The following is a 16,312-nucleotide window of genomic DNA, read 5'->3' on the forward strand; positions in this document are numbered from 1 at the left end:
GTTTCGAAAATCTTACCAGACTTTCTATAACCAAAGTATCGGATTTTACACCCCCCGATCTCAAATTCGGGCCTTAGAATTTTTTTACTTTTGGAAAATTAAAATCCTACCGATGAGTTGGCTCACATTAAGGTAACATAATTTTGTGCAGACTCAAAGGGGTCGCGAGGAAAGAAGAATCTCCAGTATCTGAAACATAAAACGCTGACGGCGAGATCTGATTCGTAGGAATAGAAGTCTGATTCAGCTCAGTGAAGTTGCTATCTCTCTTGAATATCTTGTATCCGCTGTTAGAAGTTCCTTCTAAGGTGTATAAATTCCCGGACTTATCAGTTGTGATCTGTTGGAAAGGAGTCGTAGCGGATTGGACCAAATTATTCCATTCTAAAGTTTTGGAATTAAATTTAGAGATAGAAGTATGAAGATCACCGCTTTCTCCTAAAGCGGTGATCATATGATAAAAAATCCCCGCATAGTCTGTTTCTAATTCATCTGTACTCAAAATGAAAGATTCTCTATAAGTCTGATCTACAAAATTACCTTCCCCTCCCCCATTAACAGAAGAGAAATTCAAATACGTAAAAGTGTCCTCTTCTCCAAAATCCACAAAGTCACTGAATACTTTTCCATCGGTCACAGCGATATTCGTAAAAGGAACAAATGAATTTGCAGGTAGATTTCGAGTAGTCACTCCAGTAAAATCTGTTTTGACCTTTACCAAAACTTTTGTGTCCGAATCATTTCTGCCGGAAATGTATAAGAAGTCCCCATCAATCTCCATATCCGCACCCTGAATTGCAGATCCTTGGAAAGAAGGTAAAATAAAACTGGAAAGATGAGCTCCATTTGAATTCAGTTTAGTGATCTGTTTTGTTGCATGAAGGATGTAAAAATTCTTCTTGTCATCTCGAACGATTCTCAAAGGAGAAATTCCGACTAAACTAGGAGAACAATTCGAAAAAATTGGGGCAGCGCAGGAAAGAATAGAAGATCTTTCCGTATCCACGGCAAAAACATTTCCATTACGATTATCTGTTGCAATACTCTGTATCGTAGAAAATCCAGCAGGGTTGATCCTCATAGTCACTGAGCCACCCGACATTCCACTATGGAATCGGACTAAATGAGGTCCGAAATCCGAAGCAGAATTCTGTTGGATGGCAACAAGGATCTGAACGCCGCTCATAGTCATATCAATGATCTGACCAACAGTAATCTCTTTGGACGCAAGTTGAACAGGAGTATCTCCACTTATATCGTATTGATACAAATTAAAAGAAGAATTGTCCGCCACTAACAAGCTATTATCGGAAGGATGAATAAAGATCGCATTAGGTTGTCTGAATGTTCCTGGAAGGTCCCAAGTTTTAAGCAAATCCCCCGCAGAAGAATATTTGAAAATACGATCTGTCCCGGTATTAAAATTTGCTTCGCTGATATACAAGTTTCCGGAAGTATCCAAGGCCAAATCTTTAGGAGAAGAATCCCCAGGAAGATCGATCAAACTTGTTTGGGTACAATCAGAATTCAGTTCGAATATTTTCATTCCCACCAAGGCAAATATACGGTTAGAAACATCCACAACCATTGCCTTAGGAGAGATGCCGGTCCAAACACCAATCATATCTCCGTTCACATTCAGTAAATATACGTTTGTACCGCTTGCAACAAGCACTGAGTTTCCAAAGGAAGAAATCGAAATCGCTGTTCCAGGAAAACCATTCTTGAACCTTGAATATAGAGAAGTCCCTCCTCCAAGAGAATTCAATTTTGTAGAACAAGATGAATTGAATCCAACAGTCCCAGTATCAAAAATACTAACAGGGGAAATTTTACCTTCCAGATCTACAACTTGGATCGCATACTGAAACAAACTTTGGGAATTTGAAACAGGATCCGAATAAACAGGGTCGGTCACTGAGCCAATCTGCTGGAAAGTAGATTCAAATACCGATTTTTTTAAGACCCTGTATTCCTGGGCGGGAACGGGATCCCAACGAACTTCTACCTTATCACTGAATGCAGCATCGGAAGCAATTACCCATGTAGGAGCTCCAGCCTCTCCTGGAGGAGGATTTTCTCCGGGAGTTGAAGAACCGCTATAAATCGTCGCAAGAAGTGCGGACACAGGATCAAAACCTCCGCCCTCGGAAGAACATCCTATAAAAAAAGAAAAATTAAAGATCAATATAAGAAAAAATAACTTCTTCATAAATTCCCAAAACATTATAATTTAATAATTTTCACTTATGTTTCAAGATCACGGAATGATCACTTTCCCTCTTATAAACTCGTCGTCAAAGGGGCCATCCACATACGAATAAGAAGACATTTCCACGCACATGTAATCGAAGGTAGTATGATTCAAACTGCTGGTTACTTCATACGTTCCCACTGGGATCGGATCAAATATTTCGAAATAACTGAAAGGAATTGCAGGTATGGAAAAAGAAATCGGCTGGGAAACAGAGATATCAACATAAAGATATGCTAATGTATCAATTGATATCGTCTTCTGTGCCTTAAATTCTACATTATCTCCACTCAATGTTGCAGTAGCACAAACAGTTCCACAATTCCCTACAGTGGAAGGAAGACTAGCCGCCCCAGTGCAAAAATGAGTTTGGCCTACTTGCTTTACTTTTGAAGAGATCCCGAATTCGTTTCGAGCGATAATGAGTATTTTTAATTTCCTATCCGAAGGTCCGATCAAGGCAGGAGGACTTGCTCCGGCCTGCGCAAGTTGCCCCGCTTTAACAGTCCAATGAGAGAAAGAATTCACCACAGTGTTATCAGGCATTAATTTCATACTCTGGCCTCCGATAAATGCGGAGACCGAGGTATTGTCATGAACTGGTAAATTATAATTAATAGCTTGGATAGAAAATAGACCGTTAAAGTTAGTTCCACTAGAAATATCAAAACTTGTAATTGTAGAATCTTGCAAATCAGGAGCGTTTTCAGGCTGGCCCGGAGGAGCAGGATCTCCAGGAGGAACTGGAACAGGAGCAGCAACTCCGTCTAAAACTGCTTTTGCGGCAGCGGTTAGTTCTGCAATACTCTTTGCATCCTCGGAACAATATAGAACGCAAAAGATCCCGAGCACCGGTAAGATCTTTATAAAACGTTGCTTTTTATTTAAAAATTTCATCTAGATTCCAATATAACGTTTTTCCCAATTAGCTCATCCCTGGTGTATTTTTCCGAGTTATTTAAGAAAATCTCAAAGTCGCTCGGAATAAACGACACAAATCGAGGAACAAACGTCTGTTATACGGATTGATCAGATGTTTTGATCTCAAAACAACGGACAAACCGCAACGTTATGTGTGTATATAGGTTCCCCGGCCGGTTAACACCATAACAAATCGCGATGATCTTATTTTTAGATTTTTTAAGTCTTTCAGAAAAAAAGTGAGTAAAAGCTCATTATTATTATAACGTTCACTACAGATCTTAAACTGACCAAACCATGTTCAAAAATTGGAATATAGACCGACGTTTAAGAAAGACTTTCGGAGAAAGTGTACATTCTTCTTTTTTTAGCCCAGGGAAGTCCCGGAAGTAAAAGAAGAATATAGGAGATCGGAAGAGATTCAAAGATAATCTCTCCATGAAGACTGCTCATCTCCGTAATCCCTAAAAATTTAGAGATCATTATAAAGGAGATAAACAAAGAAGAAGAAAGTACAAATGCCAATCCGATCGCAATCAGATGGCGGACCAAAATATTCTTCCAAACAAGTTTTGTTTCCCTTAACATATGGAATTTAAAACTTACTTGTACGGTTCGTATAGAAAGAAGAAGTAACATTAACGCTAGAAATATATTATTTCCACCGCCAGCAGCGATCCCAAACCAAGTCAATGTTGTTCCGAGAAGAATGATTATAGAATAGATACAAAGAAGAATAACGGAGACCCTACTTCTGGAAAATCGGATCACGACCCCGAAAATAAAAAGAAGAAGAACATCCATATAGAAGTTCCTAAAAGATCCCAAAAGGAAAGTAAAAAGAATACTCTGCAGAAATCCGATCAAAACCAAAATATAAGAAGAGGAATTCAGAAAAAACTCTGCCTCTTCCGGGGATTCTATCTTAGAAAAAAAACGTTTCAGTAGATTCATATCGGGTTCCAACAATCCTGATGATTTCGCTTTTCCAGTCAATTTATTCAATTTGCCCGCCCTTTTGACCGCTACTTCTCGAGGTAGGATCTACTACAAATCCCCAAAAACTCCGCAGATTCGGGCTTATTCGGGAAAAATCCTAAATGACAAGCGGTTCGTCCCCTTCTTAATGGAACTAGAGAGCACTCATGAACTTCCGATACAATTATTCTCCATTCTCTTACCAACGCCGCAGAACTAGAGAGGTAAAAGTAGGAGATGTTGGGATCGGTGGAAATAATCCGATCCGCATCCAATCCATGATCACTGCGGACACTAGAGACACTGAAAACTCCGTTAGACAAATCCTGGAATTAGAAGCAGCAGGTTGCGAGATCGTTCGATTGACTGTACCTTCTCAACCGGATGCGGATAATTTGCCGAATATCCGCAAAGAACTCAAACGATTAGGAAGTAAAGTTCCACTAGTAGCTGATATCCATTTTACTCCAAGTGTCGCAATGAAATCTGTAGAATGGGTGGAGAAGGTCCGTATAAATCCTGGCAACTTCGCAGATAAGAAAAAATTCGCAGTCAGAGATTATTCAGAACTTGAATACAAAGAAGAATTAGAAAGGATCTCGGAAGTATTCAGTCCATTAGTACTTCGTTGTAAAGAGTTGGGAGTCTCTATGAGAATAGGGACAAATCACGGTTCCTTGTCAGATCGTATTATGAATAAATATGGAGACACACCGCAGGGAATGGTGGAGTCGGCGATAGAATTCATTCGGATCGCAGAAAGTCTTTCTTATAAAGATATCATAGTAAGTATGAAGGCTTCCAATCCACAAGTGATGGTTCAAGCTTATCGATTATTATGTAGCCGCTTCATGGAATTGCAGATGGATTATCCATTGCACTTAGGAGTGACTGAAGCCGGAGATGGAAAAGACGGAAGGATCAAATCCGCGATCGGTATCGGTTCCTTATTAGAAGATGGCCTCGGAGACACGATCAGAGTTTCCTTAACGGAAGATCCGATCCACGAAGTTCCAGTCGCGAGATTACTCGCGGACAAATACAATCGACTTAGATTTCCGGAAACCCAAAGCAGCGGATATTCCGAATTCAGAAACCCTTACTCTTACCAAAGATTTTATAGCAAACCGACCCATATAGGAAGTCTTTCACTCGGAGAGAACCATGCGGTTCGGATCGAATCCATTCTACCTTTCGAATCAGAAAGTGGATTTTCGCAAGAGCTCGCCTCACTTAAAAATTACGCTAGATCCAGGTCCTTAGAACTGGAAATGGTTTCAGTGCCTCTACCAACAGACGAATTCCTGAGAGAAGAATGTATTTCAGCAAGCAAGTCTTCCTCCGTGCCAATGGGAGTTATCGTAGAACAAAACGAACTACTACTCGAAGATCTATTAGAGGATCTGATCCCCTTTTCTAAGGTAACAATAGATCCATTCCATCATTTCCAAAATAGGGATTCTTTATTAGAATTTTTGCATAAAAGAGAAGGAAAAGGGATCACTGAACTAAACGTCCAAGCATATCAAATCGAAAGTCTAAAAGGACTACCCGAAGAATTTAAGAATGCAGGAATAGAATCCATAACATTCTCCATTCAAACTTTCCATATATTGCACGATTATAGAAAATTAGCGCGAATACTCAGCGATTTTGATTATCCAATCTTCCTGAGTGCAGAATATCCGGATATGGAAACTGCATTATACGAATCTTCTATAGGGATCGGAGGAATGTTGACTGATGGGATCGGGGACATGCTTCGGATCAAAGTAATTGATAGCGAACCGGAAGCAGTTTTGCAACTCGGGTTTGATATCCTACAAGCTACAAGATTAAGACTTACAAAAACGGAATATATTTCCTGTCCTTCTTGTGGAAGAACATTATTCGATCTTCAAACCACAACCGCACGAATCAAAGAAAAAACAGGCCACTTAAAAGGAGTCAAGATAGCAGTCATGGGCTGCATAGTGAACGGCCCCGGGGAAATGGCGGATGCTGATTTCGGTTACGTAGGCGCAGGCCCAGGCAAAGTGCATTTATATCGCGGGAAGGAAATCGTACTTAAAAACGTTCCTTCCGAAGAAGCGGACGAAAGACTCGTCCAGCTAATCAAAGACTCGGGAATGTGGATGGAAAGAGAATCAGTAGCCAGCGAAACCGGCCACTGATCCTCGTCCAGTTTCGCTTATTTAAAGCTCGTTCGCCTCTACGATAATAAAATTCGGAGAAACCTGTCTCAACTTCTTAGCGGAATATTTGCCCTTGTCTTGGAACGCTTTCTGTTTCCAAACCTGAGTGGAAAATTCCGTTTTAGAATTTTTGATCTTATCGTAAAAATGATCTGCTATCTTTTGTTTACCCAAAACCGACTGAGTCCTAGCCAGCCACAATGCACTTTGCTGCTTTCTGAAAGAAGAAGTCTCCAAACTTTCCGCTTGTTCCAATAAGAACGCAGCCTTGTTCAGATTTCCTTTTTCCAGATATAAAATTGCTTCTAAGAAAAGGATAGAAGGATCCTTGCCTGTAAATTCCTCATTTGCCTTCTGCAATTCCTGAAGGATATCGTCTATCCCGCCCATTTCCGGATCGTCATTGATGAGCATTGCTTTTTTATAATGTTTGATCGCGGAACCCGCCTTAGGATTTTTAGAGGAGGAAACTTTCTTCCTTTTTCCTTTTTTAATATCGGAAAGATCCAAAAGTTTATAACCTGGTTCTCCCCAAGCCATAGGGATCTCCATATATGGACCGCTACTAGTTGGGGCAGTGCCCACAGAGACAAAAATTTTACGGGCCTCCGCACTCATTACCACGGACTTAACAGAAGTGATCTGACGAATAGTAGAGCCCATAGTTCTAACTTCTCCGCTGGAGCAATCGACCGTATCATCCAAAAGATTTTGAAGATCAACAACATTGGTTCCCTTTCTCTTTTTTTGAGCAGAAAGAAGTTGCTCTGCCCGATCAAAACGACTGATGCAATGATGATAGAAAACAGGAGCGGCCATAATCTCCCCTTCCTGCAGTTTTTCACTTTGATAATGGTTCGTATTAACAATATGATCTTTTCCTAATTTAGGATAAACTACATCTACATTTCCGTAATTGGTCTCGATAATCGCGGCCTTCGGTCCCTTCTCCTTATGATTTGTGACGATCAAACCCCAAGTAGAATTGATCTTATTTTTTTTAGCAATACTTACGGCTTCTTCAATAGATCTGGCTTCGGAAATGATCTTATGACCGAAATCGATCACGCCTAAACCGTTAAAACCTATCTTTTTATGAAAACGAGTGTGGAACGCAATCGTCAGACCTGCTTCGTTAAACGCAGTGATCCCCGGAACATCCGCGCCTCTGCATGCAATATAACCATAACGTAAACCTTTTTCTGGAGTGCAAAAAACTACGATCGGACGTTTGTCCCAAACTTCCACGCCAGGAAAATCAAAATTGCGAGCATGATACAATTTACCGTCCTGGCTTTGTTCTCCCCAAACGGCAACGCTAGTACAAGCAGGGATCATTTGAGGACTTCTACCAGGGCTCATATGCGCCAATTCAGGAAGAAGTTGGATCATCCCTAAAAATCCGACAGAGTTCTGAAAAGAATCCATGGTAAAAAGTTCCTTTTCCAACTTCGCAGAACGACCAGCACTCGTCAGAGCCGCAATCGTCCTCGCAGAAAACTCGGAAGGTCTATGCTTCATCATCCTTCTAGACATCCAATTCACCAAAAGAGAAGTCACTCCCTTCGCTAAAAAATTTCGATTGCTACGAGGTAAACTTCCCAACAAAAGATTGCGGGCCATAACAGGATAAAAATCGAAGATCGGCTCAAACTGCCCGATCGTATTCATGATCTCTCCGAATTGCCTTCCCATCTCTTCCTGGGAACCCTTGAGTTGTAATACTGCTAGTGGATACGTTTCCGAATTCATGGAGACATCATACCAGATATCTGCCCACGCATCGACCGCCTCCATAGGTTCGGATAGCCGAACTTATCGGATCGGACATTCCGTAGGACCTCCTACACGCGATTCGATTGCAGTTACTCCCCACCCTCTTGGGTGGGGGCCGGTCGGTGGTTTACGCGTTCAGGCGATCTTCGCTCTATCAGAAAATTCCTTCCTTTTCAAGGATCTTTTTTTGAGGTAATATTGTTGGAGGTCCTACAAATTCCGAAGGTGGGGAAAGTGTTGGTTTTCCGAGTTCTTTCAAATCTATTTGGCAGAAAACAGGACAGGAAATGAAATAGCATCCGACTTAAGAAAGTCAACCTATGGAATACCTACATATATTTTTCCTAAAATTTTTGCAGTTCGGGGCTGGAGCTGCATTCATATATGCCTATCTGGAAATCATACGCCCAGGTTCCGGAAATCGGATTTTGGCGCTCATAATGACCTTAACCGGAACCATTCTACTCAGATATTCTTGGTATCTGCAGGATGATTTATTAGAATTTCCTTATCTATTTATATTCTTACATACCAGTGTGATCTCAGTCGGACCACTCATCTACACGTACATCCGCTCCTTCTTAGAAACCGAAGAAGAAAGTCCGAAAGAAAAATTCCTACGCTACGGATTACATTTTTCTCCTGTATTGTTGTTCGCCGTTTTCGAATGTATCTTCTTTTCCCAAGACAGCTCGGAATTAAAAAGCCAGGTGATACGAGGAGCTAAAGAATTTAGACTCGATTGGGCACATTTGGGAAGTTTTATCGCAAGCATCCAAGTTTCAGTATATTCCTTATTCTGTCTCTATCTCTATCACAAAGTAAGCATAAGATACGAAATGTACGAATTAAAGTTGGTATGGTTTGTATTACTTCTGCCAGTATTTGCAAATGGCCTTATAGGAACTGCCTACTTCTTAAAGAACAAATATTTGTTCGATCTAGGAGCTTCACTTATCTGCATTATGGTTCTCCTACTATTCTTGGTTAGAGAAAGACATCCGGGGTTTTTCAGCGAGATCACACAAGTTATCCAAAGTGCAAAATACCAGAACACCCCTCTTATATCAAAAGAAGTAGAAATAGCTAATTCCAAACTGAAAGAACTTTTAGAGATCAAAAACTTATACAGAGACAGCGAATTAAGACTGGTGGATCTAGCCGCAGAGCTTGGACTAAATCTACACCAAACTTCCAGATATTTAAATGAAGTTCACAAAATGAATTTTTACGAGCTCATCAATCGATATAGAGTGCAAGAAGCCTGCAAACGATTGATAGAAGAATCCGAAAATTCGGTATTAGATATCGGATTCGAAGTCGGCTTTAATTCTAAATCTACCTTCCATTCCCAATTCGTAAAATTTATGGGAATGTCGCCTGCATTGTATAGAAAGCAGAAAATTAAGAAAAAGGAATAAACTTATTTAGGTTTTGGTAAAGAAGCCCCAATCCCTTTTTCAACAGCTTCCCATACGACATCTACGATCGCATTCCAAAGTTTCTCCACAGTCACCAAAGCAAGTCCTTCCAGAGTGTTTGCAAAGTTAACCGTCATGTCCTTGATCCCTTGAGAAAAATATTCTTCGCTTTCCTTGGAAACTTCTCCCTTGATAATGCCTGCTTGGAGTTCCGCAGCTTGTTTTGCAATATCCTTCAGCTGTTTTTCGGAGAAACCAGAGTATGTGCTGACGTCTTTTTTTAAGACCTGAGTTGCCGTTTTTTTTATATCATCCAAAAGTTTAACGGTATCGATAGGATTTTTAGAAGTCACAGATCATCTCTCCAAAAAAGTTTCGTAGGTCAGAGCCTGGTGTAGGTAGATCGAAATCTGATTTTTATAAAGACGTATTTCCGTAGCATTTACACACTTATTCGAATCACCCTCTCTCATTTTTGCCAAGGAGTCCGAAATTTTTTCCATAGCTACTGCACTTGGAATATCCCATTCCTTCGGAACAGGAATATTCTTCTTAATTAATTCCTCATTGATCTTATCTAAAAGTCCAGGCTTAGGGACGGGTCTCACTCTTGATAAAATCCCAAGCGCATCAAACTTCCCTATCAAAGAAGAATAACTAACTTTCCTTACCTCGAATTTTTCAGAACTATTACATGTTCCCGAAGATATAGAGGCAAAAAATTCCATTAATTCCACGTTCGAATTGATCATTCGCTCAATAAGCCCTCGATCGTATGAAGGAGCAAGAGTAACTGAACATCTAAGCAGGACGAATAATGATAAAATTCCGACTATACGAAATAAATTTTTAGAAAACATGAGACTTTAAAGAGGAATCTTTTTGGATTTTCTATATAAGCCAGTCAATAATTTTATGAAATTCAATAGTATTCTTTCTTTTATTAGAATTTCTTAAATAAATTTAGAAAAGATGGATAATCGATTCATGATCTTGGATCAGGCCTAAGTTAGTACAGGATCCAACTCAAGCTTCTTCTCATAAAAATACGCCAAAATGACAGCAATGGATTCTACCCAAACTTCTCCATTCAGGCTTCTTTTTTTAAAAAATAATTGACTATTAGTATATTATTTATAGCCCAATGGTATATTAATTAATGAGGTAGGAACTCATGCAAAAAGTATTGGTAACTGGTGCCAGCGGACACCTAGGTTTATCTTTAGTAAAACTTCTTCAAGAAAGAGGTTATGAAGTAACAGCAGCCGTTAGAGATGCGAACGACTCAAAGAAAACTGCTAACCTGAAAAAGTTAGGAGTAAAGTTGGTTTCCGCAGATCTGGGCGATAGAGAATCTCTTCGTAAGGCTCTCCAAGATCAGGATGGCCTCTTCCAAGTGGCGGCAGCATTCAATCTGACTGCCAAAGATCCTCAGAAGGAAGTTGTGGAACCGAATATCAACGGAACTAGAAATGTTTTGGAAGAAGCTCACAAGGCAGGGATCAAAAAGGTCGTCTACACTTCCAGCATCGCCGCTGTGGGAACAATTGCAGAAGGAGAATCTCCTCTGAATGAATCCACTTGGAACGATTCCGCAAAAGAACCTTATGCGATTTCTAAAACTCAATCTGAAAAATTGGCTTGGGAACTTTCTAAAAAGTTGGGTTTAAATCTTGTGACGGTTCTGCCTGGAACTATTTTAGGCCCTCAGTTCACTCAGCCTACTTCTTCTTTAAAGCTGATCCAGGACATTCTGAAAGGACAACTTCCATTCGCACCTAAGATGACTTTTTCATACGTAGATGTGAGAGATGTTGCAATGGCGCATATCTTGGCTTACGAAAATCCCACTGCACAAGGGAGATATATTGCAACCGGCGAAACATTATCAGTTTCTCAAGTTTGTAAGTTAGTCAAAGAAATTCATCCTAAAGCAAAAACGACCGGCAAGGAACTTCCATCCTTTATAGTTCGAGTTATGCCTTATCTGGATGCTTTCAAACATGCGATCACCGGTTTGGATAGACAGATCAATGCGGAGATAGTGCAAGACTATCTGCAAAGAAAACAAGAATATAACTCAGATCGATTGGCAAAGGAATTTCAATGGAAACCTATGCCTGTCAGAAAATCACTGCAAGAGACGGTTGACTGGATGTTGTCCGCTGCCGTATAGTTTCCTGAGAGTGGATAAAAAAAGAGCAAGAAGACCGGAAGAAAAGGAAATCCGCAAGCAGTCCATTGTGGCTGCTTTGCGGACACTTCTTGTCAAACAAAAACACCCCCTTCCCAGCACCCAGGAGATCGCGGAATCTGCAGGGGTAACTAAAGGTGTTATCTATTTCTATTTCAAAACAAGGGAAGAAATTTTTCTTACACTTCATTTGCAAGAAACGGAATCCTTCTTCAAGGAAATGGCTGAACTACTGCAAGGGCCTGAGTATTCTTTAGCAAAATTAAAAGAAAAGATCATTCGTCAATTTTCTGAAAACGAAATTTTTATGTTCGTTGGACTTATCATTCCAGGGATCTTAGAAAGCAACGTGGATCGGGACTTTTTATACGAATTCAAAAAAAATACTTCCGACGGAATGGATGAACTGGCAAGGATCTGGCTTTCCAGAGAAACCGGGCTTACAATCGCAAATGCAAGAAAATTTATATTACGTTTTTATTTTTTAGGCTTGATGCTATGGCAGCATCACAATCCTCCCAAAGGAGTAAAGGAAGCATTCTTAAACAAAAACCTTTGGCTTTTAGAAGGAGAATTAGACCAAACTCTTTCCGAATCCTTTGACTGGCTTTGGAAAGGAATGAACTCCTAAAAGAAGAGACCGGCGACGCGCTGACCAAGGAATTTCCATCACGCCACCGGTCCGAGTTGATTCGCTTTCTATTTAGCGCAAAGCTCCTCTGGAGGTTTTTCACCATTAGCAAATGCGATCGCACATGCCTCCGCTTTCTTAGCTGGCTCTAACTTATCCCATTCCGCTTTAATCTCTTCCGCCTGAACCGAAGTTGGAGGATTCCACCAAGGAGGAGGAGTATTTGCCGCAGCATTAGTTAGAGCCACGAGAAGTAAAAACTGCTTGAATGCCTTATCCTGTTCTTCTTCTACGCTGAATGGGTTCAGATCATTTACATCGGAACATGAAGTACTAATAAAGCTAATACTCAGAGCCAACAATACAGACACAAAAATTTTTGACATATAAAAATCTCTCATATTTTTTTCGAATGAAAAACAGACCTTCATTCGAAGTAAATCTATTTGCAGATTTTTTCTAAAAATATTTTTATCCCAAATTAAATATAAAAATTCTATTATATACCATTTTGAATATCCGGATTCGAGATAGAAAAAATTGAAAAACTTAATACAATATTATGTAATTATAATATTATTCATGAAATAAGATATTGATCAAGAGAAGGCGAGAGATCAGTCGCTGAAAAGTGAAATTATTTCTTAGAATTCTCTGAATGTTCCCAGAGAATTCTTTTAATTTCGAGAATAGTGGGCATATGATCTTGGACAGAATGATCCGAATCTATCAGTAGTTCGGACTCTGCTCCATCTATATGAGAACTATCGTAAGGCACTACCGAATCATTGATCCATTCTAGGTCTCTAAACTTAGAATTTCCTATGATAGAATGAAATGGAACCTCAGGTTTCAATTCGCCGGTCACTTTCATGAACAGGCTATTGGGGGAAAGTCCGTCTACTCCATAGGTTTCCGGAAGAATGGATTCTTCTTTCGAATCGGATGTTAAAAACTTGTAAGCCTTTCCTATATTATGAAGAGCACCTTTAGGAAGTATGAATAAGGCCCTTGCGATAGATGCTAAAAAACCTTCGGCAAGATTGGAACCTCTCTGTGGTGTGGCAATGAATACCACCCTTTTCACAAATGGTAAAGGTTTAAAATCGAATACTCGTCTTACTTCTTCTTTGGACTCCAAGTTAAGAGACTCGAATTTCTCGGGAGATACATTGGCGGCTTTCATCCAATCTTCTTTTTTACTTTTGGTCACCATAAGTTTGGAAAGAAGGCCGCCCATACTATGACCCACGAGCATCATCTTGTCGAAGGCGGAATCTTCTCCTTTGGGATCATAGGTTTTTCGGAGATCTCGTAGTGTGTCCCTAAAGTCCGCGGCAGAAATAGTGATCGGATTTCCTGTAGGATACCAGTATACCCAGAACTGGTAATTATTTTTGATCTTAGGATCTGCTAAGAGTTCGTTGATCATCGGGAACCAAATAAACGGAGAAGAAGCAAGTCCATGAACAAACACTACAGGGATCTTGCCTTTTCTGTAAGGATATACCAAATAGAGTCCCTTTCTTTCTAAGCCGACTTCTCCGTCAAACTTTGCAAAAAATCCGTCTCTCTTTTCTGCGCCGGATAACATATATGCCAATGGAGTAGTTGTGTCACTTTCCATTGGTAGATCCAATCCGGAAAATTGGACCCGATCCCTATGCACCGGATCATATAAATGGATAATTGCCTTTAAGGTTAAATTACGATTTTCTAAATAAGATTCCTCTAGTGCAATGAGTGCGGTTCCTGGATACGCTTGTCCGACACCTGCTACGAATTCGTATTTCCTTCTTTCTTCCGGTTCTTTTTCGGGGTGTTTTCGGATAAGTATAAGAGGGGTTCCTATTCCGAATTTACTGATCTGGTTTGAGAATCCTTCGTTTTTATAATCGTAGGCAACTTCGACTTCCAGGAAATTTTTCGGGGTCCAAGCGGTTTCAACTTCTGCCTTTTCCATAGAAAGCGTACCTCTTATCAGTGGAAGGTTTAGGTCCGTAAGATTGGCGAGTTTTCTATTTCTTTTGGCAAATCGAACTAATTGCGCGAGAGATCTATTGTATGTTTCTAATGCAAATCTAAACTCCATAGAGAATGGATCTGCTGCAGGAGTCGCTTTCCTATCGAATAGATATGTATAGGAATACACCAAGGAAGAGGCGAACATTCTTCCGAACATTGGATCTTCCAAATCAAGTTCGGATCCTACATGATAACACAACTCGGCTAAATAATAGGCAAGCTCTCTTGTTTTTAAAGCAACCAATCTATTATCCAGATCGTAAATGACTACTCTAGGAGCTTCTTGGTATCTTTTATATAGATCGTTACTTTTTAAAAATCTGGTGGTGATCAGACTTAAATTTTCGGAAGAGATCGCGTTTTCACGGACCGCTCTGATCTGTTCGTATTTGGAATAGGAAATTGTGGAATAAGTCGCCGTCCCGCATTGTAACAAAAATGCGATCAGCAAAATTAGAAACGTACGGTAAGTCATTTTATTTCGCACGGAGACCACTGAGGTTAAGTGAGTTACGAAAAGTTTTACCCATAAGACCTAACTCTGTGCGAAAATTATTTAATCGATAGGAGCTAAATCAGCGAGAGTAAGATCTTCAATGGTATGCGGGTAGCCTTCTCTGTCGTTATAAAGAACAGAAACTTTGTCGCCGTCGATCTCTTGGATCTCTACCTGAGCTCCGGTGAGTACGATCACTCCCTTTAAAAGAAAACTTCTTTTGGTCAGTTTGGCTTTATCACCCGGCTTCATGTTTCTCCATATAGATATCTTTTCCTTCCTTCTTCATGGAAGAGAAAATATGTATTTGTCTTTGGTCAACTCTCGTACCTATATCGTAGACTGCGTCCGTAAAGTCAGCGCCTTCTATTTTGGCCCCTGCGAGTTTCGCCCAACGTAAGTCTGCACCTTTTAGATTGGCTCCAGTTAGATCTGCTCCGTTCAAGAAAGCACCACGAAGTCTTGCACCCTCAAAATTGGCCCCAGCAAAATTACAGTTAGTTAAGAATGCGTTGTTTAAATTTGCTCCGGAGAAATCCACTCCATGTAGATCTTCTTTTTCTAATATGATAGAAGATAGATCCTCTCCTTTTAGGCTTCCGCTTTGGGAGAGTAATTCTTTTGCTTTTGCAGCAGTGATCCTTCTTTCTTTCGGGACCCCTTCTCCTGTCTCGTAATCTTGGATTGCTTGTTGGAGTGCAGCTACTGCTGACTCTGGATAATTTTTACGACGTTCAGGGAACTCGAATTGTTTTTCGACGTCGTCAGTGGTAACGTTTTTGAGCTCGTCTATGGTTTTACCTTTAGCGATCTCTGTGGCCATTGCAAGTGCAACTATCCCGAAACCACAGCCTGTGGTTGTATAACTTGCGTCTGTGACTTTTCTGTCCTCGTCTATTTTGAGATAAATACGATACCCATCTCCACAGCCCACATTTCTATAGTTGGAAACAACTGTAGCATCTTCCATTTCTCTATAGTTTAGTCTTTGGTCATTGATCTCTTTGTATCTGTTAAAATCCATTACTGACATGATGATTGCCTTTCTTAGATTAGACTTTGTTGGTAGAGCAGGAAAGCATTTTTAGGAAGGAAGATTTCTTTTTTGGTCCGCGTCATGGGTTGCAAGCGACCCGAAGGGAGCCGAGCAAGTCCGACCTTCGCACAAAGTGCGAAGGGGACGCTCCGAGCCGTAAATCTCTTAGGAGATTTTGTATTTTTTCTTGAACTTGTCTACTCGACCAGTTGTATCCAGGATTTTGGATTTTCCGGTGAAGTATGGGTGGCAGTTGGAGCAAATTTCCACGTGGATGTCTCCGACCGTAGTGCGAGTCTCGTAAACCGCCCCACAAGCGCAGCGAATTTTGGCGTCAGCGTATTTAGGATGGATGTCTGTTTTCATGTTGTCTCCTTTTCCAAAA

The 16,312-nt window shown here is 40.4% G+C and carries 15 protein-coding genes; 4 read left to right on the forward strand and 11 right to left on the reverse strand.

What is annotated here, in order from left to right:
• Positions 1–127: 127 nt before the first annotated feature.
• From CH352_RS16195 to CH352_RS16205, 3 genes are all read right to left on the reverse strand, one after another.
• The gene (locus CH352_RS16195; RefSeq protein ID WP_100707977.1) at positions 128–2,212 is read right to left on the reverse strand and encodes an NHL repeat-containing protein; all 2,085 of its coding nucleotides are present in this window, start codon (positions 2,210–2,212) and stop codon (positions 128–130) included.
• Positions 2,213–2,260: 48 nt separating this feature from the next.
• A complete protein-coding gene (locus tag CH352_RS16200) occupies positions 2,261–3,151 on the reverse strand; it encodes a hypothetical protein (RefSeq protein WP_100707897.1) in 891 nt (296 codons plus the stop codon).
• 351 nt (positions 3,152–3,502) lie between these two features.
• Positions 3,503–4,129 (reverse strand): hypothetical protein, encoded by a 627-nt coding sequence (locus CH352_RS16205; protein ID WP_243396426.1) that lies wholly within the window; start codon positions 4,127–4,129, stop codon positions 3,503–3,505.
• Positions 4,130–4,320: 191 nt separating this feature from the next.
• On the opposite strand from CH352_RS16205, the gene ispG reads away from it, so the two are divergent.
• Complete coding sequence (ispG, locus tag CH352_RS16210) at positions 4,321–6,327, forward strand: (E)-4-hydroxy-3-methylbut-2-enyl-diphosphate synthase (RefSeq protein ID WP_100707898.1); 2,007 nt, start codon at positions 4,321–4,323, stop codon at positions 6,325–6,327.
• A 21-nt stretch (positions 6,328–6,348) separates the two neighbouring features.
• Here ispG and CH352_RS16215 read toward each other — a convergent pair whose 3' ends face one another.
• On the reverse strand, positions 6,349–8,100 hold the full coding sequence (locus CH352_RS16215) for a C45 family autoproteolytic acyltransferase/hydrolase (RefSeq protein ID WP_100707979.1): 1,752 nt from the start codon (positions 8,098–8,100) through the stop codon (positions 6,349–6,351).
• A gap of 344 nt (positions 8,101–8,444) precedes the next feature.
• Between CH352_RS16215 and CH352_RS16220 the strand changes: the two genes are divergently transcribed.
• A complete protein-coding gene (locus tag CH352_RS16220) occupies positions 8,445–9,545 on the forward strand; it encodes an AraC family transcriptional regulator (RefSeq protein ID WP_100707899.1) in 1,101 nt (366 codons plus the stop codon).
• Between the two features lie 2 nt (positions 9,546–9,547).
• Here CH352_RS16220 and CH352_RS16225 read toward each other — a convergent pair whose 3' ends face one another.
• Together CH352_RS16225 and CH352_RS16230 are read right to left on the reverse strand one after the other, a co-directional pair.
• Entirely contained in the window at positions 9,548–9,898 is a 351-nt protein-coding gene (locus CH352_RS16225; protein WP_100707900.1) for a hypothetical protein, read from the reverse strand.
• Positions 9,899–9,901: 3 nt separating this feature from the next.
• Positions 9,902–10,297, reverse strand: coding sequence for a hypothetical protein (locus CH352_RS16230; RefSeq protein WP_100707901.1), 396 nt, complete (start codon positions 10,295–10,297; stop codon positions 9,902–9,904).
• Between the two features lie 422 nt (positions 10,298–10,719).
• Here CH352_RS16230 and CH352_RS16235 point away from each other — a divergent pair, with 422 nt between their 5' ends.
• Together CH352_RS16235 and CH352_RS16240 are read left to right on the forward strand one after the other, a co-directional pair.
• Positions 10,720–11,721, forward strand: coding sequence for an SDR family NAD(P)-dependent oxidoreductase (locus tag CH352_RS16235; protein ID WP_100707902.1), 1,002 nt, complete (start codon positions 10,720–10,722; stop codon positions 11,719–11,721).
• A 10-nt stretch (positions 11,722–11,731) separates the two neighbouring features.
• The gene (locus CH352_RS16240) at positions 11,732–12,370 is read left to right on the forward strand and encodes a TetR/AcrR family transcriptional regulator (RefSeq protein WP_100707903.1); all 639 of its coding nucleotides are present in this window, start codon (positions 11,732–11,734) and stop codon (positions 12,368–12,370) included.
• Positions 12,371–12,438: 68 nt separating this feature from the next.
• Here the strand turns inward: CH352_RS16240 and CH352_RS16245 are convergent, their stop codons facing one another.
• From CH352_RS16245 to rpmE, 5 genes are all read right to left on the reverse strand, one after another.
• Positions 12,439–12,756, reverse strand: a complete 318-nt coding sequence (locus CH352_RS16245; protein ID WP_243396428.1) for a hypothetical protein — start codon at positions 12,754–12,756, stop codon at positions 12,439–12,441.
• A gap of 251 nt (positions 12,757–13,007) precedes the next feature.
• Positions 13,008–14,870 (reverse strand): esterase/lipase family protein, encoded by a 1,863-nt coding sequence (locus tag CH352_RS16250; protein ID WP_100707904.1) that lies wholly within the window; start codon positions 14,868–14,870, stop codon positions 13,008–13,010.
• 81 nt (positions 14,871–14,951) lie between these two features.
• A complete protein-coding gene (locus CH352_RS16255) occupies positions 14,952–15,143 on the reverse strand; it encodes a hypothetical protein (RefSeq protein ID WP_100707905.1) in 192 nt (63 codons plus the stop codon).
• Positions 15,130–15,924, reverse strand: a complete 795-nt coding sequence (locus tag CH352_RS16260) for a pentapeptide repeat-containing protein (protein WP_100707906.1) — start codon at positions 15,922–15,924, stop codon at positions 15,130–15,132. Before CH352_RS16260 ends, CH352_RS16255 begins: the two co-directional genes overlap by 14 nt.
• A 168-nt stretch (positions 15,925–16,092) precedes the next feature.
• Positions 16,093–16,293, reverse strand: a complete 201-nt coding sequence (gene rpmE, locus CH352_RS16265; protein ID WP_008592280.1) for a 50S ribosomal protein L31 — start codon at positions 16,291–16,293, stop codon at positions 16,093–16,095.
• Positions 16,294–16,312 lie beyond the last annotated feature (19 nt).

The sequence above is a fragment of the Leptospira hartskeerlii genome (assembly GCF_002811475.1).
Taxonomy (GTDB): Bacteria; Spirochaetota; Leptospiria; order Leptospirales; family Leptospiraceae; genus Leptospira_B; species Leptospira_B hartskeerlii.

Bases quoted from the DNA above. Each gene is read 5' to 3' on its own strand.
- CH352_RS16195 (WP_100707977.1), bottom strand. From the start codon at position 2,212: ATGAAGAAGTTATTTTTTCTTATATTGATCTTTAATTTTTCTTTTTTT.
- CH352_RS16200 (WP_100707897.1), bottom strand. From the start codon at position 3,151: ATGAAATTTTTAAATAAAAAGCAACGTTTTATAAAGATCTTACCGGTG.
- CH352_RS16205 (WP_243396426.1), bottom strand. From the start codon at position 4,129: ATGAATCTACTGAAACGTTTTTTTTCTAAGATAGAATCCCCGGAAGAG.
- ispG (WP_100707898.1), top strand. From the start codon at position 4,321: ATGAACTTCCGATACAATTATTCTCCATTCTCTTACCAACGCCGCAGA.
- CH352_RS16215 (WP_100707979.1), bottom strand. From the start codon at position 8,100: ATGAATTCGGAAACGTATCCACTAGCAGTATTACAACTCAAGGGTTCC.
- CH352_RS16220 (WP_100707899.1), top strand. From the start codon at position 8,445: ATGGAATACCTACATATATTTTTCCTAAAATTTTTGCAGTTCGGGGCT.
- CH352_RS16230 (WP_100707901.1), bottom strand. From the start codon at position 10,297: ATGATCAATTCGAACGTGGAATTAATGGAATTTTTTGCCTCTATATCT.
- CH352_RS16235 (WP_100707902.1), top strand. From the start codon at position 10,720: ATGCAAAAAGTATTGGTAACTGGTGCCAGCGGACACCTAGGTTTATCT.
- CH352_RS16245 (WP_243396428.1), bottom strand. From the start codon at position 12,756: ATGTCAAAAATTTTTGTGTCTGTATTGTTGGCTCTGAGTATTAGCTTT.
- CH352_RS16250 (WP_100707904.1), bottom strand. From the start codon at position 14,870: ATGACTTACCGTACGTTTCTAATTTTGCTGATCGCATTTTTGTTACAA.
- CH352_RS16255 (WP_100707905.1), bottom strand. From the start codon at position 15,143: ATGAAGCCGGGTGATAAAGCCAAACTGACCAAAAGAAGTTTTCTTTTA.
- CH352_RS16260 (WP_100707906.1), bottom strand. From the start codon at position 15,924: ATGTCAGTAATGGATTTTAACAGATACAAAGAGATCAATGACCAAAGA.
- rpmE (WP_008592280.1), bottom strand. From the start codon at position 16,293: ATGAAAACAGACATCCATCCTAAATACGCTGACGCCAAAATTCGCTGC.